The sequence below is a fragment of the Flavobacterium aquiphilum genome (assembly GCF_027111335.1).
Taxonomy (GTDB): Bacteria; Bacteroidota; Bacteroidia; order Flavobacteriales; family Flavobacteriaceae; genus Flavobacterium; species Flavobacterium aquiphilum.
Genome location: NZ_CP114288.1, coordinates 2,936,871 through 2,954,132, shown reverse-complemented (window position 1 = coordinate 2,954,132; position 17,262 = coordinate 2,936,871). Strand labels below are relative to the sequence as shown.

At 34.2% G+C, this 17,262-nt stretch carries 14 protein-coding genes; 9 read left to right on the top strand and 5 right to left on the bottom strand.

Annotated features, from left to right (window positions below; all coding sequences use genetic code 11):
• Positions 1 to 20 precede the first annotated feature (20 nt).
• The 3 genes from OZP12_RS12205 to OZP12_RS12195 all read left to right on the top strand — a co-directional run bounded on the left by OZP12_RS12205 (position 21) and on the right by OZP12_RS12195 (position 6,512).
• On the top strand, positions 21 to 2,201 hold the full coding sequence (locus OZP12_RS12205; RefSeq protein WP_281225276.1) for a glycoside hydrolase family 3 N-terminal domain-containing protein: 2,181 nt from the start codon (positions 21 to 23) through the stop codon (positions 2,199 to 2,201).
• A gap of 21 nt (positions 2,202 to 2,222) precedes the next feature.
• The gene (locus tag OZP12_RS12200; RefSeq protein ID WP_281225275.1) at positions 2,223 to 4,484 is read left to right on the top strand and encodes a GH92 family glycosyl hydrolase; all 2,262 of its coding nucleotides are present in this window, start codon (positions 2,223 to 2,225) and stop codon (positions 4,482 to 4,484) included.
• A 411-nt stretch (positions 4,485 to 4,895) separates the two neighbouring features.
• Positions 4,896 to 6,512, top strand: coding sequence for an ABC-F family ATP-binding cassette domain-containing protein (locus OZP12_RS12195; protein ID WP_281225274.1), 1,617 nt, complete (start codon positions 4,896 to 4,898; stop codon positions 6,510 to 6,512).
• Between the two features lie 565 nt (positions 6,513 to 7,077).
• Here the strand turns inward: OZP12_RS12195 and OZP12_RS12190 are convergent.
• Positions 7,078 to 7,671, bottom strand: a complete 594-nt coding sequence (locus OZP12_RS12190) for a hypothetical protein (protein WP_281225273.1) — start codon at positions 7,669 to 7,671, stop codon at positions 7,078 to 7,080.
• Positions 7,672 to 7,673: 2 nt separating this feature from the next.
• Positions 7,674 to 8,894, bottom strand: a complete 1,221-nt coding sequence (locus OZP12_RS12185) for a hypothetical protein (RefSeq protein ID WP_281225272.1) — start codon at positions 8,892 to 8,894, stop codon at positions 7,674 to 7,676.
• A gap of 278 nt (positions 8,895 to 9,172) precedes the next feature.
• Between OZP12_RS12185 and pyrR the strand changes: the two genes are divergently transcribed.
• From pyrR to OZP12_RS12155, 6 genes are all read left to right on the top strand, one after another.
• Positions 9,173 to 9,712 (top strand): bifunctional pyr operon transcriptional regulator/uracil phosphoribosyltransferase PyrR, encoded by a 540-nt coding sequence (gene pyrR, locus OZP12_RS12180; RefSeq protein ID WP_281225270.1) that lies wholly within the window; start codon positions 9,173 to 9,175, stop codon positions 9,710 to 9,712.
• A 102-nt stretch (positions 9,713 to 9,814) separates the two neighbouring features.
• Positions 9,815 to 10,741 carry an aspartate carbamoyltransferase catalytic subunit gene (locus tag OZP12_RS12175; protein ID WP_281225269.1) on the top strand — a complete coding sequence of 309 codons (927 nt, stop codon included), beginning with the start codon at positions 9,815 to 9,817 and terminating at the stop codon, positions 10,739 to 10,741.
• Positions 10,742 to 10,750: 9 nt separating this feature from the next.
• Positions 10,751 to 11,083, top strand: a complete 333-nt coding sequence (locus OZP12_RS12170; protein ID WP_281225267.1) for a ribonuclease Z — start codon at positions 10,751 to 10,753, stop codon at positions 11,081 to 11,083.
• Between the two features lie 128 nt (positions 11,084 to 11,211).
• Positions 11,212 to 12,120 (top strand): ribonuclease Z, encoded by a 909-nt coding sequence (locus tag OZP12_RS12165; RefSeq protein ID WP_281225266.1) that lies wholly within the window; start codon positions 11,212 to 11,214, stop codon positions 12,118 to 12,120.
• A gap of 27 nt (positions 12,121 to 12,147) precedes the next feature.
• Positions 12,148 to 12,792 (top strand): pyridoxamine 5'-phosphate oxidase, encoded by a 645-nt coding sequence (gene pdxH / locus OZP12_RS12160; RefSeq protein ID WP_281225265.1) that lies wholly within the window; start codon positions 12,148 to 12,150, stop codon positions 12,790 to 12,792.
• A gap of 164 nt (positions 12,793 to 12,956) precedes the next feature.
• Entirely contained in the window at positions 12,957 to 13,457 is a 501-nt protein-coding gene (locus tag OZP12_RS12155) for a CAP domain-containing protein (RefSeq protein WP_281225264.1), read from the top strand.
• Positions 13,458 to 13,533: 76 nt separating this feature from the next.
• Here the strand turns inward: OZP12_RS12155 and OZP12_RS12150 are convergent, their stop codons facing one another.
• The 3 genes from OZP12_RS12150 to OZP12_RS12140 form a co-directional block, all read right to left on the bottom strand.
• Positions 13,534 to 15,483, bottom strand: coding sequence for an OmpA family protein (locus OZP12_RS12150; RefSeq protein WP_281225263.1), 1,950 nt, complete (start codon positions 15,481 to 15,483; stop codon positions 13,534 to 13,536).
• Between the two features lie 48 nt (positions 15,484 to 15,531).
• The gene (locus tag OZP12_RS12145) at positions 15,532 to 16,218 is read right to left on the bottom strand and encodes a tetratricopeptide repeat protein (protein WP_281225262.1); all 687 of its coding nucleotides are present in this window, start codon (positions 16,216 to 16,218) and stop codon (positions 15,532 to 15,534) included.
• Between the two features lie 102 nt (positions 16,219 to 16,320).
• Positions 16,321 to 17,232 carry a PorP/SprF family type IX secretion system membrane protein gene (locus OZP12_RS12140; RefSeq protein ID WP_281225260.1) on the bottom strand — a complete coding sequence of 304 codons (912 nt, stop codon included), beginning with the start codon at positions 17,230 to 17,232 and terminating at the stop codon, positions 16,321 to 16,323.
• Positions 17,233 to 17,262: the final 30 nt, after the last annotated feature.

Below are 17,262 nucleotides of genomic sequence, written 5' to 3'. Positions count from 1 at the left end.
TAATCACTAAAAATAAAACAATGAAATTGAATCTAAGAAAGCTGTCTGTTGCACTTTTAATCGGTTTTTGGGCTGTTACAGCAATTGCACAACAGAAAACACCAGCGTATAAAAATCAGGATTTACCGATTGATAAAAGGGTAGAGGATTTGTTGAAACAACTTACTCTCGATGAAAAGATTTCTTTAATTGGTTTTCAAAGTAGACCTGTAGAGCGATTAGGAATTCCGGCTTATAACTGGTGGAATGAGGCTTTGCATGGTGTGGCGAGAGCGGGTCGTGCGACCGTTTTTCCGCAGGCTATTGGAATGGCAGCGACTTTTAATGACGAATTGTTTCATGAAGTTGCAACCGCAATTTCAACCGAAGCGAGAGCAAAAAATAATTTGGCTGTCGCCAAAGACCGTCGCTTGCAATATATGGGATTAAATTTTTGGTCACCAAATATCAATATTTTCAGAGACCCGCGTTGGGGAAGAGGGCAGGAAACGTATGGAGAAGATCCATTCCTGACCGGAAAAATGGGAACGGCTTTTGTAAAAGGAATGCAAGGCGATAACCCAAAATATATGAAGACTGCTGCTTGTGCTAAACACTTTGCTGTACATAGCGGACCAGAAAGTACGCGTCATTCTTTTAATGCGATTGTTGATGAAAAAGATTTGAGAGAAACGTATTTGTATGCCTTTAAAAAGTTGGTTGACGCCAATGTAGAATCGGTGATGTGTGCTTATAATAGAGTGAATTCCGAGCCTTGTTGTACGGGAAAAACGTTATTGACCGACATTTTGCATAAAGAATGGAATTTCAAAGGACATGTCGTAACCGACTGTTGGGCATTACAGGATATTTACGATCAACACAAAGCCTTACCAAATAGTGTTGCTGTCGCCGCTGCTGCAATTAAAGGCGGTGTAAATATGGATTGCAGCGATTTATTGCAAAAAGATGCGATGAAAGCATTGGAACAAAAATTAATTACTACGAAGGATATTGATAATGCTTTGGCTCCTTCGCTGCGCACTCAATTCAAATTAGGATTCTATGATAAACCAGAAGATAATCCGTATCGAAAATACGGAGTCGATAGTATTGCAAATTCTTACCACATTGGTTTAAGCCGAAAAATGGCGGAACAAAGTATGGTTTTGCTAAAGAATGGTTTAGTAAATGGAAGCAAAATTTTACCTTTTGATAAAGAGAAATGCAAAGCGATTATGGTTGTAGGGCCAAATGCCGCATCAATTGACGCCTTGGTTGGTAATTACCACGGAATTAGTGATAAGGCTGTGAATTTTGTAGAAGGAATTGTCGGAGCGGTTTCGCCAGATACGAGAGTGGAGTATGATATGGGTTGTGACTTTAATGATACACAGCGTTTCAACGGAATGTGGGGTTCTTCGATGTCTGACTTGACGGTTGCAGTGATTGGGTTCAATCCGGTTTATGAAGGCGAAGAAGGTGATGCTTTTCTTGCTGATGGAAAAGGAGACCGTAAAAATATGGAATTGCCTGCTTCGCATATTGCCTACATGAAAGCATTGCGTAAAGGTTCAAAATCACCAATTATTGCTGTGATTACGGGAGGTGGAGCAGTCGATGTTTCTTCAATCGAGCCATATGTAGATGCCATAATCTTTGCTTGGTATCCAGGAGAACAAGGAGGAACTGCACTGGCTAATCTTATTTTTGGAAAAGTGTCTCCATCAGGACATTTGCCAATTACTTTCTACAAATCGTTCAGCGATTTACCAGATTACAGCAGCTACGCGATGGGTGGTAGAACCTATCGCTATTTCACCAAAGAAGTTCAATATCCTTTCGGATTTGGATTGAGTTATACCACTTTTGGTTATAATTGGATTCAAAAACCAGAGAATATAAAAATGGCTTCGAGTAAAATTTCAATGCAAATCAAAATTGAAAATACAGGAGAATATGATGCTGATGAAGTAGCTCAGGTGTATATTGAATATCCAAAAATTGACAGAATGCCGCTGAAAGAATTGAAAGCTTTTAAACGTGTTGCCTTCAAAAAAGGCAGCTCTCAAAATATTACATTGGAAATTCCATTGGAAGAACTTCAAAAATGGGATGAATCCAAAAAACAATTCCGAATCTATGAAGGTAAATATACTGTGAAAATCGGTTCAAATTCAAGAGATGTACAGCTAGAAACGAGTTTTGAGATTGCAAAGTAAAATTTAGAAAAAAGATATAACATGAATAAAAATTTAAAATCAGTACTTTTTGTAATTGCAGGTTTTTGTTGCTTGCAAATACAGGGGCAATCGGTTAAACAAAATTTGACGCAGTATGTTGATCCTTACATTGGAACCGGATTTCACGGACATGTTTTCATGGGGGCAAATGTTCCTTTTGGTGGTGTTCAATTGGGGCCGGTGAATATTTCACAAGGTTGGGATTGGTGTTCAGGCTATCATTATTCGGATCCAACGATAATCGGTTTTTCACATACGCATTTGAGCGGTACAGGAATTGGCGATCTTGGGGATATTCTTTTTATGCCGGCTGTTGGGAAAATAAATTTGAAAAAAGGGACGGCTAAGGACATGGACAACGGTTATATTTCGTCCTATGATCATAAAGATGAAGTAGCTAAACCAGGCTATTATTCGGTTATTTTGAAGAAAAACGGAATCAAGGCTGAAATGACTGCTTCTGAAAGGGTAGGTTTTCAAAAATACACTTTCCCTGCCTCAGACCAATCGCATATTATTTTGGATTTGGTCGAAGGAATCGGCTGGGACAGACCAGCAAACACTTACATTCGTGTGAAAAATGATACTTTAATTGAGGGTTATCGTTTTTCCAAAGGTTGGGCTCCTGATCAAAGAATTTATTTTACCGCAATTCTGTCAAAACCAGCCAAAAAAATCCAATTGTACGACAATACAAAAGAGATGATCAACAAAGTGGTTATGGGAGATAGTGCCAAAGCGGTGATTCAATTTTTGACTTCAAAAGACGAAACAATCAAAATCAAAGTGGGAATCTCTGCGGTGAGTGCTGAAAATGCTTTGATGAATATAAAAAGAGAAATCCCTGGTTGGAATTTCGAAAAAGTTGCGGCCGTCGCAGACGAAAAATGGAACAACGAGTTGAACAAAATTGCGGTAAAAACGAATGATAATGCCAAAATGAAAACGTTCTACACAGCTCTATACCACACAATGATTGCGCCTTCTATTTATAATGACGTTAATGGCGATTATTACGGTACCGACAAACAAGTACACAGAGCGGCAGGATTTACAAATTTGACGACTTTCTCTTTATGGGACACATATCGTGGTGCAAATCCGTTGTTTACATTGACGCAACCTGAAAGAGTTTCGGATATGGTCAATTCGATGCTGGCGATTTATCAAGAATCAGGGCATCTTCCAGTTTGGCATTTGATGGGGAATGAAACATATTGCATGCCAGGAAATAGTGCGATTCAAATTGTAGCCGATGCCTATTTGAAAGGGATTAAAGGAATTGACGGTGAATTGGCTTTCGAAGCCGTAAAAGCAACTGCTATGCAGGACGACCGTGGATTGAATTATGTGAAAACATTAGGCTACATTCCTGCCGATAATTTAAGAGAATCGGTAGCAATAGGGATGGAATATGCAATTGCCGACGGTGCTATTGCGATGATGGCAAAAAAAATGGGGAAAATAGAAGATTATAAATATTTCTTCAAACGTTCCAAAGCTTATCAAAAATATTACGATCCTTCAGTGACTTTTGTTCGAGGAAAAGTGAGCGATACGGAATGGAGAACTCCATTTGACCCGTTTAAATCGGCACACATGAAAGATGATTTTGCCGAAGGGAATGCGTGGCAATATACTTGGTTGGTACCTCATGATGTCGAAGGATTGATTGCGATGCTGGGAGGTGAAAAACCGTTTACCAAAAAACTAGACAATTTGTTTACTGTTACTGGTGATATGGGAAAAGAAGCATCCAATGATATTACAGGTTTGATTGGGCAATACGCACATGGAAACGAACCAAGTCACCATATTTCGTATTTGTTCAATTTTGTGGGACAGCCATGGAAAACTGCAGAGAAAGTACGTTACATCGTTGATAATTTATACACAGATAAGCCTGACGGTTTGTGCGGAAATGAGGATGTTGGACAAATGTCGGCTTGGTATGTTTGGAGTTCGTTAGGAATGTACTCTGTAAATCCTTTCAATGGAATCTATGTTTTTGGAAGTCCATCTATGGATGAATCTGTGTTGAATTTGACGAATGGAAAAAGTTTCACTGTAAAAGCAATTAACAATAGCCCTAAGAATATTTACATTCAAAGCGCCACTTTAAACGGAAAACCATATACAAAAAGTTATATTCTTCATTCGGAAATTATGAAAGGCGGAGATTTGATTTTTACTATGGGTGCAACTCCTTCTAAATCGTGGGGAACCGCTGTGAACGACCGTCCATATTCGGTTGAAAAGTAAAAAGGGTTTTATTGTTTAAGGTTTAAAGCGTTTAATTGGTCATTCGATTAAAATTAAAATCTGTGAATATCTGTCAAATTTGCGTGAAAAAAAATAAGCACGCAGATTCTGCAGATTTTCGCAGATTTCTTTTTTGATCACAGCGGACTAAATCTCTCGCGATGACGCAAAGGTATTTTCTTTTAAAGATTCTTGTAAAAAAGCAAAATGTTGATTTATAGCCCCGATCGTTGTGAAAATCCTTGTAAACCGGGGTTCGGTTTACAAGATTGCAGCGGAGAGCGGGAGAAATGTTGATAAAAAAGCCTAATGTTTCTGCTCCAAAAAATAATAATGGAACTCGTTTTTTTAAGTAAAAAATAATTGACATTTTTTTGTACTTTTGCGCAAAATTTTAATAAAGAGACCTTCATGTTAACAGTCAATAATTTATCAGTTCAGTTTGGCAAAAGAATTTTGTTTGACGAAGTAAATACAACCTTCACTCACGGAAATGTTTATGGAGTTATTGGAGCCAATGGTGCTGGAAAATCTACATTTTTAAAAATAATTTCGGGCGATATCGATCCAACTTCGGGGCACATTCATTTGGAACCCGGAAAACGTATGTCGGTTTTGAACCAAAATCACAATATGTTTGATGAGCATACGGTGCTTGAAACTGTGTTGATGGGGAATAAAGTTTTGTATGCTGTCAAAACAGAGATGGATGCTCTTTATTTGGATTACAATGATGCAAATGCTGACAGAATAGGGGAGTTACAAGTGCAATTTGAAGAAATGAATGGTTGGAATGCCGACTCGGATGCGGCCGCAATGCTTTCTAATTTAGGTATTAATGAAGAGTTTCATTACACTTTAATGAGTGATATGGAAGGGAAGATGAAAGTGAGAGTGCTTTTGGCACAGGCGCTTTTTGGAAACCCTGACTTATTGATTATGGATGAGCCTACCAACGATTTGGATTTTGAAACAATTGGTTGGTTGGAAAACTTCTTGGCAAATTATGAAAATACAGTAATTGTGGTTTCTCACGACCGTCATTTTTTAGATGCTGTTTGTACACATATTTCGGATATTGATTTTGGTAAAATAAATCACTATTCAGGAAACTATACTTTCTGGTATGAGTCTAGCCAGTTAGCGGCTAAACAACGTGCGCAACAAAACAAAAAAGCAGAAGAAAAGAAAGCGGAGTTGGAAGAGTTTATTCGTCGTTTTTCTGCGAACGTGGCAAAATCGAAACAAGCTACTTCCCGTAAAAAAATGATTTCCAAATTGAATATTTCCGAAATCAGACCTTCCAGCCGTCGTTATCCTGCGATTATTTTTGATCAGGATCGTGAGGCAGGAGATCAAATTTTGAATGTGCAAAATTTAAGCGCTTCGATTGATGGTGAAATTTTGTTTAAAGGAGTAGATTTGAATATGGCGAAAGGCGATAAAATAGTTCTTTTCTCAAGAGATTCGCGTGCTACAACTGCCTTTTATGAAATATTGAACGGAAACCAAAAACCGGATTCGGGTGAGTTTGATTGGGGAGTTACCACAAATCAAGCGTATTTGCCGGCTGAAAATCACTCGTATTTTGAAAATGATCTGACTTTAGTTGATTGGTTACGTCAATGGGCAAAAACAGAGGAAGAGCGTGATGAAGTTTATATTAGAGGTTTCCTAGGGAAAATGATTTTCTCTGGTGAAGAAGCTTTGAAAACAAGCCGTGTATTATCAGGAGGAGAAAAAGTTCGTTGTATGTTGTCACGAATGATGATGGAGAGAGCAAACATCCTGATGCTTGACGAACCTACAAATCACTTGGATTTGGAATCGATTACGGCTTTCAATAACTCATTGAAAAACTTTAAAGGTTCGGTTATTTTTACAACACATGACCACGAATTTGCTCAAACTGTAGGTAACCGTGTGGTTGAATTGACTCCAAACGGTGTTATCGATCGTTATATGACTTTTGATGAATACCTTGATGATGAGAAAATTCAGGAACAAAGAAAGAAAATGTATTCTTAATTGTTTTGAGATAAAATTATAAAAGAAAACTCCCAGCGAAAGTGGGAGTTTTTTTGTTGTGTTGAATATACAAAAGCAGTTTCTTGATTTATAATTTTAGGGCTATTTTGAAATTTTTATGAGAAAAGATTAATAAATAAAATGAAGCTAAATACATCTTTTCTGCTTTTTAAATTTAGTATGATTACTTTTTCCTTTTATGTAAAAAAAACTGTTTATTGCTGATTTTTATATAATACTTGCAAAGTAAACCACATTTATCTAATCAAACAGTGCTAAGTATAAAATAAGTAAAAGCCCTTTAAGGGCTTTTGCAATTTTTAGAATTATTTATAATTGTGTTGTGGTATTGTTTTTGGTTTATTTCAGACATACTCAAACTTACTATTATTTTAGTTTCTCTTTGTGTTTTAAGTAATAAATACAACCGATAAAAATAGCTAACAAGATAATATAAAAATAACTTATTAGATAATATGTGTCATATATACATATGGTAAAAAAGTATTCTGAAAAGAATAAATAAATAAGCAATATAATGGAAATTAATAAAAATATTGAAATTTTAGTTCTCATTATCCGTTGTTATTGAATTATTAAAAAAGGCATTAAACATAGTGAATTTACCAAATGGAATTTCTTGAAAATTAATATCTTCAATTATCATATTAATTAATTCATTTGGAAACATTCTATATAACATCTTGTTTTCAACACGTGTACTAATTTCAGAAATTAAATCTTTTATTTCTCTTGAATCTGAATTGTCATTTTTCATTTGTTCAATTTCTAAACTTGAAAAAAAGTATTCAATTTTGTTTTTTTGAACTCTAATTGTATAAAATGGTATTAAGATACTTAAGAACAATGATATAGTATGCAGTTCGCTTTCTTGAACTATTTGCAAATTAAAGCTAATTGCTCTATCCTGCCAATCCAATAAAGATACATCTTTGAAATTTCTAAGGACTTTATCATTTTCAAAGTCCTTTTTTAATATATCACAAAAATATCTATTCTCATCCTTGTTAAAATATCCAATTCTTTCTATTAGTCTTTTGTATTCGACTGAATTAAAATATTTTTCTTCTTCTTTTTGAAAGCATATTTTTCTTGGATAAAATAAATATGCTAAGTTTATTAAGGTGCTTTTTACCATAATTAGCTACAATTTCCTGTGTTAAATAAATTTGTTTGATACTCAGTTGGCATACCTCTAAAAGTTGATGCATTAAAATTTACTCTACCCCCTGGTATAAATAAAGGGTAGTTATGCTTTAATCTTTCTTCAAAATATAATCGTACAGTTAATTCTGTTACTGGCTTATTACCATACATTCTGACAGTTTCGCTCATAGATATTTCAAGGGCTTTTGCAGATAAAGTCGCTGCAAGTCCAGGACTAATATCTGTATTTCCAATACTTATATTTGTTGGTGTTCCAAACAATATTGCAGTTGGATAATTAATAATTTGACTATAGTGGTATCCCTCAGGAGTAACAACAACTATATTGAAATGAACATTTCTAACTGCTGCTTCTTGCCAAAGTGAACCTGTTTTATTTTTAAAATCAAAACTTTGGCAACTTGGAGGAACTCCTATTGAAGAGTTCGAAGCATCAGTATCATTATAACTTCCACCACTACCACCACCTCCAGGAGCAGGCATACTATAAGGTAGGTTAGGGTTACTAACTGGTGAAGGTGGGTTATATGGAACATACCAACCTGTGTAGTCATATGGTCTAGTCTGGCTATATCTATTCATTACTATAACCTCATCAAGTTCGTTTACGTTCCTTGCTGTAGTGTTGTTTTTGTTTCCTTTTACAAGTACACTTTCTACTTTACCATTATTTATATTGTGACAGGATAAAACTTTATCATTCCAATTTTTGGTTATTAAAAGTCCTGTAAAATCATCCCCCATTTTATTTAACATCACGTTGTCAATGTTTCCACCTTTGGCTAAAAGATATTGATTGTCGGGAATGTAATACAGTTTTCTTACTATCATTTTACTGCTGTCTGTTCTGATAATTACCAATCTCAATTGGATAGCATCGATAATTTTTTGTACATCCGTGTTTGTTGAGGATTTTTTTGGGGGCATAAAGATTTTGACGGACTCTTCTTGCAGAGGACATTCAAAAATTTCAATACTGTCATTTTCTAGATAAGTACCTTTGCTCCAATCAGGTATTTTATTTGTACTTTCAGGGTTTTGTTTCCACTCTTCCGACTTCTTGAAGGTGTTGTTAAACCAATCTTTTGTATTGTTTTGCGCAATGTCCCCGTGCGTTTCTCCGTCTGTATCTCTAGTACAGGCAAACATCCCCAACAGGACAATAAAAATAATAAAACCAATTGATTTTTTCATAATTTTAATGGTATTAAGGTTAATTTATAAAGATATATCTTTCGAAAATTATTATTTGTAGTATATTTTATTTAAAAATGTAGAATTAATTATTGATTAAATATCGTTATAATTAGGTATAAGTATACTCTCTGTAAGCTTGTACTAAATACAAAGATTGCACAATTGAAACAACCAAAATCGTCTTTCATTTCAAAAAAAAATATTTGTAACTCCAATTCCTCAACAAATAAATTCATAATTCCTATATTTGTATCTCAAATACACAACACTTCATTATGAGTCAAAAAGTATTGCTCACTTCAAAAGAAGTCAATATCATTCTGCATCGTTTGGCCTGTCAGTTAATTGAAAAACATCTTGATTTTTCAGAAACTGTTTTGATTGGCATTCAACCTAGAGGGACATTTTTGGCTGAGCGATTAAAGGAATTATTAGAAAACGAATATCATATTTCGAATGTTTCTTTGGGGTATTTGGATATCACTTTTTTCAGGGATGATTTCCGTAGAACCAATAAACCTTTGGAAGCCAATAAAACCCAAATCGATTTTTTGGTCGAAGATAAAAAGGTAATCTTCATTGACGATGTGTTGTACACAGGGCGAAGCATACGTGCGGCTTTGACAGCCATTCAGTCTTTTGGGAGACCTTCAGGAATTGAATTATTGACGTTGATTGATCGTCGTTTTAGCAGGGATTTGCCAATTCAGCCGGATTATCGCGGTCGTCAGGTCGATGCAATTAATGGTGAAAAAGTGAAAGTTTGCTGGGTTGAGCAAGATGGGGAAGATGGTGTTTACCTGGTTACTAATTAAGATAAAAATGATTATGGTTAATTGTTCATAGTTTGTTGTTCACACGCAGAGCAACAATAAACAACAAACCATAAACCACAAACAAAAAAACATAAAAAAACAATGAGCGAATTAAGTGTAAATCATTTATTAGGAATTAAATACATTAATGAAAATGATATTAACCTGATTTTTGAAACTGCCGATCATTTTAAAGAAGTTATTAATCGCCCAATAAAGAAAGTGCCTTCACTTCGGGATATTACCATTGCTAATATATTCTTTGAAAACAGTACTCGGACAAAATTATCATTCGAATTAGCTCAAAAACGTTTGTCCGCCGATGTTATCAGTTTTTCGGCAGCACAGTCTTCGGTAAAGAAAGGGGAGACCTTAATTGATACAGTGAACAATATTCTTTCTATGAAAGTAGATATGGTAGTAATGCGACATTCAAATCCGGGTGCCGCTTATTTTTTGTCCAAAAATGTAAAGGCAAGTATTGTAAATGCCGGTGACGGAGCTCATGAACACCCTACACAAGCCTTATTGGACAGTTATTCTATCAGAGAAAAATTAGGTAATGTTGGAGGAAAAAAAGTAGTGATTGTTGGTGATATTTTACATTCAAGAGTTGCGCTTTCCAATATATATGCTTTGCAAATGCAAGGTGCCGAAGTTAAAGTTTGCGGACCTAAAACGCTAATTCCAAGGTATATTGAGTCACTTGGAGTAACAGTTGAATCGGATTTACGTAAAGCATTGGAATGGTGCGATGTAGCAAACATGTTAAGGGTTCAAAATGAACGAATGGACGTCAACTTTTTCCCATCAACCAGAGAGTATGCCCAGCAGTATGGAGTAGATAAAACTTTATTGGATTCACTCAATAAAGAGATTGTAATTATGCACCCTGGACCTATAAATCGTGGAGTCGAAATTACAAGTGATGTAGCCGATTCTCAGCAATCGGTCATTTTAAATCAAGTAGAGAATGGAGTTGCCATCCGAATGGCAGTTATCTATCTTTTAGCGTCAAAAATCCAATAAGCAATGCCTATGAAAGTTACTACAAAAGGACATACTATTACAATCAAAGATACCGAAGGGAATATTATTGAGTTTTTGGATAAGGTAAACAATCAATACAATAGTTTTAAAGAGCACAATCTCATCTTGGATATATCACAAGATAAATCGGTGGATGTAAAATCTATTAAGATTTTTGCCGAATTAGCCAAAAAATATAAAAAAGCGAAAAAGTCATTGGTTTTTGTTGTTCCCGATATTGATTACAACAAAGTTCCGGTATCGATTACGGTGGTTCCTACTCATTTGGAAGCGAATGATTTAATTGAAATGGACGAGATTGAAAGGGACTTAGGTTTCTAAAAATTGTTTAAAAGTGTAATGTTGTTTAAACGTTAAAAGCTATAGATGATTAAACTTTATCGATTCTTCGTTGAACAATTTTAAATTCTATTAAACTATTTTTAAACAATATTAAACAAAATATAAAATTGAAACTCACGATTTTAGGCTGTTATGCCGCTACGCCACGTACTTTAACCAATCCAACTTCTCAGGTTTTAGAAATTAAGAACCGATTGTTTTTGATTGACTGTGGTGAGGGCACTCAAGTACAGTTGCGCAAAAACAAATTGAAATTTTCAAAAATCAATAATGTTTTTATTTCCCATTTGCATGGCGATCATTTTTTTGGGTTAATTGGTTTGATATCCACTTTTTCTCTTTTGGGTAGAACTACTGATTTACATATTTATGCCCCAAAGGGAATAAAAGAAATAATTAATTTACAGTTGCGATTATCGAATTCCTGGACGAATTATCAATTGATTTTTCATGAATTGGAATCAAATGAAAGTGAAATTATTTTTGAAGATGATAAAGTGATCGTAAAAACAATCCCACTAAAACATCGTGTTTATACCAACGGTTTTTTGTTTCAGGAAAAAATAGGGGAACGAAGACTTGATTTTAATTCCGTTAAGGATTATGAAATTGAGACTTGTTATTTTCAGAATATAAAAAACGGAAAAGACATCACTCTTGATGATGGCCGAATTATTGACAACCATAAATTATCTTTTGATCCGGTCCCTCCTTTGAGTTATGCTTTTTGTTCCGATACTAAATATTACGAAGATGTAGTTCCATTGATAGAAAATGTGAGTGTTTTGTATCACGAATCTACATTTTTGCAATCGGAAGAATCATTGGCCTCAAAAACAATGCATTCCACAGCCAAAGAAGCTGCCAAAATTGCTTTGAAAGCCAATGCGAAGCAATTAATTTTAGGACATTATTCAACCCGTTACGACAGTATCGATTTGTTCAAAAAAGAAGCTGAAACAATTTTTAAGGAAGTTGAGTTGGCCGATGATGGCAAAAGTTTTGAATTTGAATAATTCCTTGACAATTTAAAAGATTATAAAATGAGTGATTTAAGCAATTATAGAAAGTCATACGAAAAAAGTGAATTACTAGAAACTTCGATTCCTGAGGATCCGATAAATCTTTTTAACAGATGGTTTCATGAAGTAGAAGATTTTGATGAAACGGGAGAGGTGAATGCAATGACAGTTTCAACTATCGGATTGGATGGTTTTCCAAAGTCACGTGTTGTGTTATTAAAAAGGTTTAATGAAGAAGGTTTCATTTTTTATACTAACTATAATTCTGAAAAGGGTAGGGCTATAGCTAATAATCCAAATGTTTGTCTTTCTTTTTTTTGGGAAAGTTTGGAACGACAAGTAATTATAAAAGGAATTGCTCAAAAAACTTCTGAGAACATATCTGATGGTTATTTTGACTCAAGACCGGACGGAAGTAAATTAGGCGCTGTTGTTTCCAACCAAAGTGAAGTTATTCCATCGCGAAATTATCTTGAAGAAAATTTGAAACAATTGGAAAAAGATTTTGAAGGAAAAGAAATTCCTCGACCAAAGCATTGGGGTGGTTTTTTGGTAACTCCTTTAGAGGTAGAGTTTTGGCAAGGAAGACCTAACCGTTTGCATGACAGGATTCGTTATAAGCTACTGGAGGACTATTCTTGGGGCATTTCTCGTCTTGCGCCATAATGTAGGAATTAATCATTTGATTTTATAAATTTTATGTAGTTCGTCGATTTTTTTTGGTAGTTTAAAGTTTAGTATGTTTATTTGAATATAGATTAATGAGCTAAACCATTAACATTAAAGCAGTTTGCCCCACATTCTACTTTAAATTTAAACTACTAAATATTATGAAATCGAAATTACTTCGTTTGTCTTTCTTTGTGGCAATTTTGAGTTTTATGGTTTCGTGTACCGCCGAGGATGCATCTCAAGAAACTAATAGTGATCAGGCACTTGTTACGAACTACGAATATAGTCCTGTTGAATTGGAAACAATGACTTTGATTAATGATTATCGAGTAAGTAAAGGTTTAAAGGCTTTGGAAAGAATTAACCACATATCTTATAAATCAGAAGAGCACGATAATTATATGATTGCCAATAATGTTGTAAACCATGATGATTTTGAAGCACGTTCAACTAATATCATGAGAGTTCTAAAAGCAAAAACCGTAAGTGAGAACATTGCTTACAACTACAATAGTGCCAAAGGTGCTTTTGATGCTTGGTTGCTTAGCGATAGCCATAGAAAAAATATTGAAGGTGATTATACACATTTTGGTATTTCTGTCAGAGAAAATCCAACTACCGGTAAAAAATATTATACCAATATCTTTGTGAAGATATAAACTCAAAAAATAGATCAAAACAAAAAAACTACCGTTACGGTAGTTTTTTTTGTTTTAATTAAATATGATTTTTAATTTATAGAGCGGTTATGATAAATTCGCTTCGTCTATTTTGTTGATGTTCATCTTCTGTACATTGTACTCCATCAGAACAACGGTTGACTAATTTTGTCTCTCCATACCCTTTGCTTAATAATCTGTCTGGAGCAATACCATTTTTGATCAACCAGTCTTTAGTCGCTTTTGCTCTTCTGCCAGATAATCCTTCATTGTATTTATAAGAACCTCGGCTATCGGTATGAGAACGGATATCAATTTTCATATTTGGATATTGCCCCATAACATCTAATATTTTTGCTAAATCTAAAGTTGCAACATCTCTGATAATAGCTTTGTCAAAATCAAAGTATATCCATTTAATTCCGAAGCATTTACCTAAATCGTCACCCACAGCAACTTTACACAATTTTTTTTCAAAACCAAGATCCAAATCATTTTTACAATCTTCAGGACCTATTGAGATTGTTTTTTCGGTAGTGGAATAATCTTCTTTTTCAGCTCTTACGCTGTATGTTTTATCAATTTCCAAACCTTTAAACATATAATTTCCCTTATCGTCTGTTTCAGTACTTTTAATTTCTTTATGCATTTCATCAAAAAGGGTTATTTTCGAATTTGGTAAATTTTCTCCAGTAGCTAATTCTGAAACAGTACCACTTAATTCAGCTTTACATTTAGGAATCAGTCTTTTGGTTTCCAAAAATTGGTAAACATCATCATAACCTTTTCCTCCGGGTCTATTGGATGAAAGAAACCCGATTCGATTTTTGGAATTTATTATATATGCAAAATCATCTTGTGGTGAATTGGCATCAGTTCCTACGTTTTGGACTTCGTCAATAGTTCCGTCCTCATTAATTTTAGAAACAAATATATCTAGGCCACCAATTCCAGGTTGTGTATCGGAAGAAAAATACAGTTCATTATCATCACTAACAAATGGGAATGTTTCTTTTCCTGGTGTATTGATCAGACTTCCTAAATTTTGAGGATTTCCGTAAGTGCCATCTGCGTTGATATTTACTTTGAAAATATCAGACTCACCCAAAGTTCCTGGCATATCAGAAACAAAATATAATGTTTTTTCATCAGGGCTAAGCGCTGGATGTGCAGTACTATAATTATTACTGTTAAATGGCAATTCGGTTACATTTTCCCAATCTTCTTTTCCAAAAGTAGCTTTGTATATTTTAACTAAAGTAACTCTATCACCATCTTTTCCTTTTTTTCCTTCCAAATAATTATTTCTCGTAAAATACATCGTTTTACCATCTTTTGTAAAAATGGCACTAGCTTCATGAAATTTTGACCGTACACTTTTTGAAAATTTAACAGGCATCGCTGGAATTAATGAATCGCTGGATAAATTTGCTTGATATAAGTTTGTAAAATATTGATTGGTCCAGGAATGTTTTCTTTGCCCCAAGCTTCCAGTATCTCTGGCTGATGTAAAAACAAGTTTATCATTGTAGAAGGAGCTTCCGTAATCAGAATATTTAGAATTAATACCCGCGTTTTTTATTTTATATCTTCCCGAATTGGCTTTAATTTTATCCATATAATTCACTTCTTTGGAATATTGTATTCCTTTTCCGGTGTTTCCAGTTTTTTCATTATATGTTTTGAGCATTTCATCTGCTTTTTTAATATCACCGGTAGATCTAAGGCAGTAGGCATATCTATAATAGTAGACTGGGTCAACATCTGTTGTTAAAGCAAATAATTGGTCGTACCATTTTGCCGCCTTATCTAATTCAGAATTAAAAAAATATGCATTCCCTAATTTTTGAAACATTTCAGGTGATTGATACCCTTTTTCGGCTATTCTTTCGTAGGTTTTAATAGCATCAATATAGGCGTAATTGTCATATTTTTTATCAGCTCTCGATACTTTTGCTTGTTGCGCATAAATGCACAATGAAAAAAGATTAAGTATCGTTAGGTAAAGTACTGTAATGTTTTTCATAATAATTATTTTTAGATATCCATAATTTTCGTTTTGATCATATTGGCATTATTTACTAGTCTTGTTAGTAGATAATTGATTGAATTTTTTCAAAAATTCATCGGCCTGTTCTTTTTTCCCCATCGCTCTTAAAGAAATTGAATAGCGATAGTAATATTCCGGTGGTAAGTCGGATGTCAAATTGAACAATTTCGTATAACATTTTTCAGCTTTTTCTAGTTCGTCACTAAAAAAATATGAATCAGCTACTTTCTTTAACATATCTACAGATTCAAAACCTTTGTCTGAAACTCTTTCATAAGTTTTTATAATATCAATGTAGGCAACAGAATTTGTTCTTTTGGCTTTATCAGAAATCGATATTTCAGCCGAAGGAATCTTCTTCAAGGTATCTGCTTTTAAGCTTGGAACTTGTTGTTCGACTTGTACTTCATCTTCGTATACAGGTGTAACAATTCTTCTATTATTAGGTCCTAAATCATAAGTCCTGATTAATTTGGCATCTTTAACATCATAAATCGTTCTGTAACCACCAAATTTTAAAGGAGTGATTTCTTCTACATGATAATACTTTACTTTTCGTGTTGTATTTACAATTCGACTATTTGCAATAGCTGTGTCAGTTTTTGATTTATCCGATTTCTTTTCATTCGAAACAATAGTCTTTTTTTGGCTCCAAGCTGCAAAAGAAAAGAAACAGATAATTGTTATATGTAGGAATATCGAATTTTTCATGATATTTATTTTTAAAAGTTCTAAAAGCTTTTTTCATATACATAAAAATAGATTTAATTCCTCAAATTTGTTAAAACACAGATATTTTTTATTAAAATACCATTAGAAGAATCTAGGTGTTATCATTTTGTTATTTTTCTTGAATATTTCATAGCGTAAGAATATCTCATGTGAACCTGAATTATATTTGTCTAGCTCAGTAGTTTCAAAATCATAACTATAACCTACATAGAAAGCATCTGAAATTTGGAAACCGGCCATGGCACTAACCGATGCACTCCATCTGTAAGCAAGTCCTAAAACTAGCTTATCAATAAGAAGGAAATTTGCTGAAACATCGACTTGCAGAGGAGATCCTTCTACCGCTTTGGTCATAAATGCAGGTTTGAATCTTACGCTTGGACTTAAATCAAACACATAACCTCCAATCAAATAGAAATTCATTTTTTCTTTATAAATGGCTACTTCATTGTCATTATATGCATTCATTTCTAAAAAATTTGGAACAGAAAGTCCAACATAACCTTTATCAGAATGCAAGTAAAGACCAGCTCCGATATTTGGATTGAATTCATTCTTGAAATTTTGAAATTGAGGATCTGTTTGATCACCAGGATTTAATTTAGTTACGTCAATATTGAACAGATTAGCAGTTCCTTTGACCCCAAAGGACAATTTCAATGTTTCCGACATTGGAATAGTGTACGATATATCAGCAGATAGTGAATTAGAGGTAGACGGGCCAATTTCATCGTTTACAATCGAAACACCCAATCCTAAATTACTGTTATTAAAAGGTGTATTTACTGAGAATGAGTTCGTCACAGGAGCGCCATCAAGGCCAACCCATTGTGCACGGTGCAAAGCAAATAAGCTTAGAGCACCTCTCGAACCGGCATACGCAGGGTTTACATTTATTGTGTTGTACATATATTGGGTATATTGCGCATCTTGTTGCGCATAACCTACAATAACTGTCAACATCAAAACGAGTGAAAATAATTTTGTTTTCATAGTGTGCGATTTGTTGGTTTAAATTGGCTA

What these genes read in the sequence shown, in the direction of transcription:
- OZP12_RS12205 (WP_281225276.1), top strand. Translation starts at nt 21, where the DNA reads ATGAAATTGAATCTAAGAAAGCTGTCTGTTGCACTTTTAATCGGTTTT.
- OZP12_RS12200 (WP_281225275.1), top strand. Translation starts at nt 2,223, where the DNA reads ATGAATAAAAATTTAAAATCAGTACTTTTTGTAATTGCAGGTTTTTGT.
- OZP12_RS12195 (WP_281225274.1), top strand. Translation starts at nt 4,896, where the DNA reads ATGTTAACAGTCAATAATTTATCAGTTCAGTTTGGCAAAAGAATTTTG.
- OZP12_RS12190 (WP_281225273.1), bottom strand. Translation starts at nt 7,671, where the DNA reads ATGGTAAAAAGCACCTTAATAAACTTAGCATATTTATTTTATCCAAGA.
- OZP12_RS12185 (WP_281225272.1), bottom strand. Translation starts at nt 8,894, where the DNA reads ATGAAAAAATCAATTGGTTTTATTATTTTTATTGTCCTGTTGGGGATG.
- pyrR (WP_281225270.1), top strand. Translation starts at nt 9,173, where the DNA reads ATGAGTCAAAAAGTATTGCTCACTTCAAAAGAAGTCAATATCATTCTG.
- OZP12_RS12175 (WP_281225269.1), top strand. Translation starts at nt 9,815, where the DNA reads ATGAGCGAATTAAGTGTAAATCATTTATTAGGAATTAAATACATTAAT.
- OZP12_RS12170 (WP_281225267.1), top strand. Translation starts at nt 10,751, where the DNA reads ATGAAAGTTACTACAAAAGGACATACTATTACAATCAAAGATACCGAA.
- pdxH (WP_281225265.1), top strand. Translation starts at nt 12,148, where the DNA reads ATGAGTGATTTAAGCAATTATAGAAAGTCATACGAAAAAAGTGAATTA.
- OZP12_RS12155 (WP_281225264.1), top strand. Translation starts at nt 12,957, where the DNA reads ATGAAATCGAAATTACTTCGTTTGTCTTTCTTTGTGGCAATTTTGAGT.
- OZP12_RS12150 (WP_281225263.1), bottom strand. Translation starts at nt 15,483, where the DNA reads ATGAAAAACATTACAGTACTTTACCTAACGATACTTAATCTTTTTTCA.
- OZP12_RS12145 (WP_281225262.1), bottom strand. Translation starts at nt 16,218, where the DNA reads ATGAAAAATTCGATATTCCTACATATAACAATTATCTGTTTCTTTTCT.
- OZP12_RS12140 (WP_281225260.1), bottom strand. Translation starts at nt 17,232, where the DNA reads ATGAAAACAAAATTATTTTCACTCGTTTTGATGTTGACAGTTATTGTA.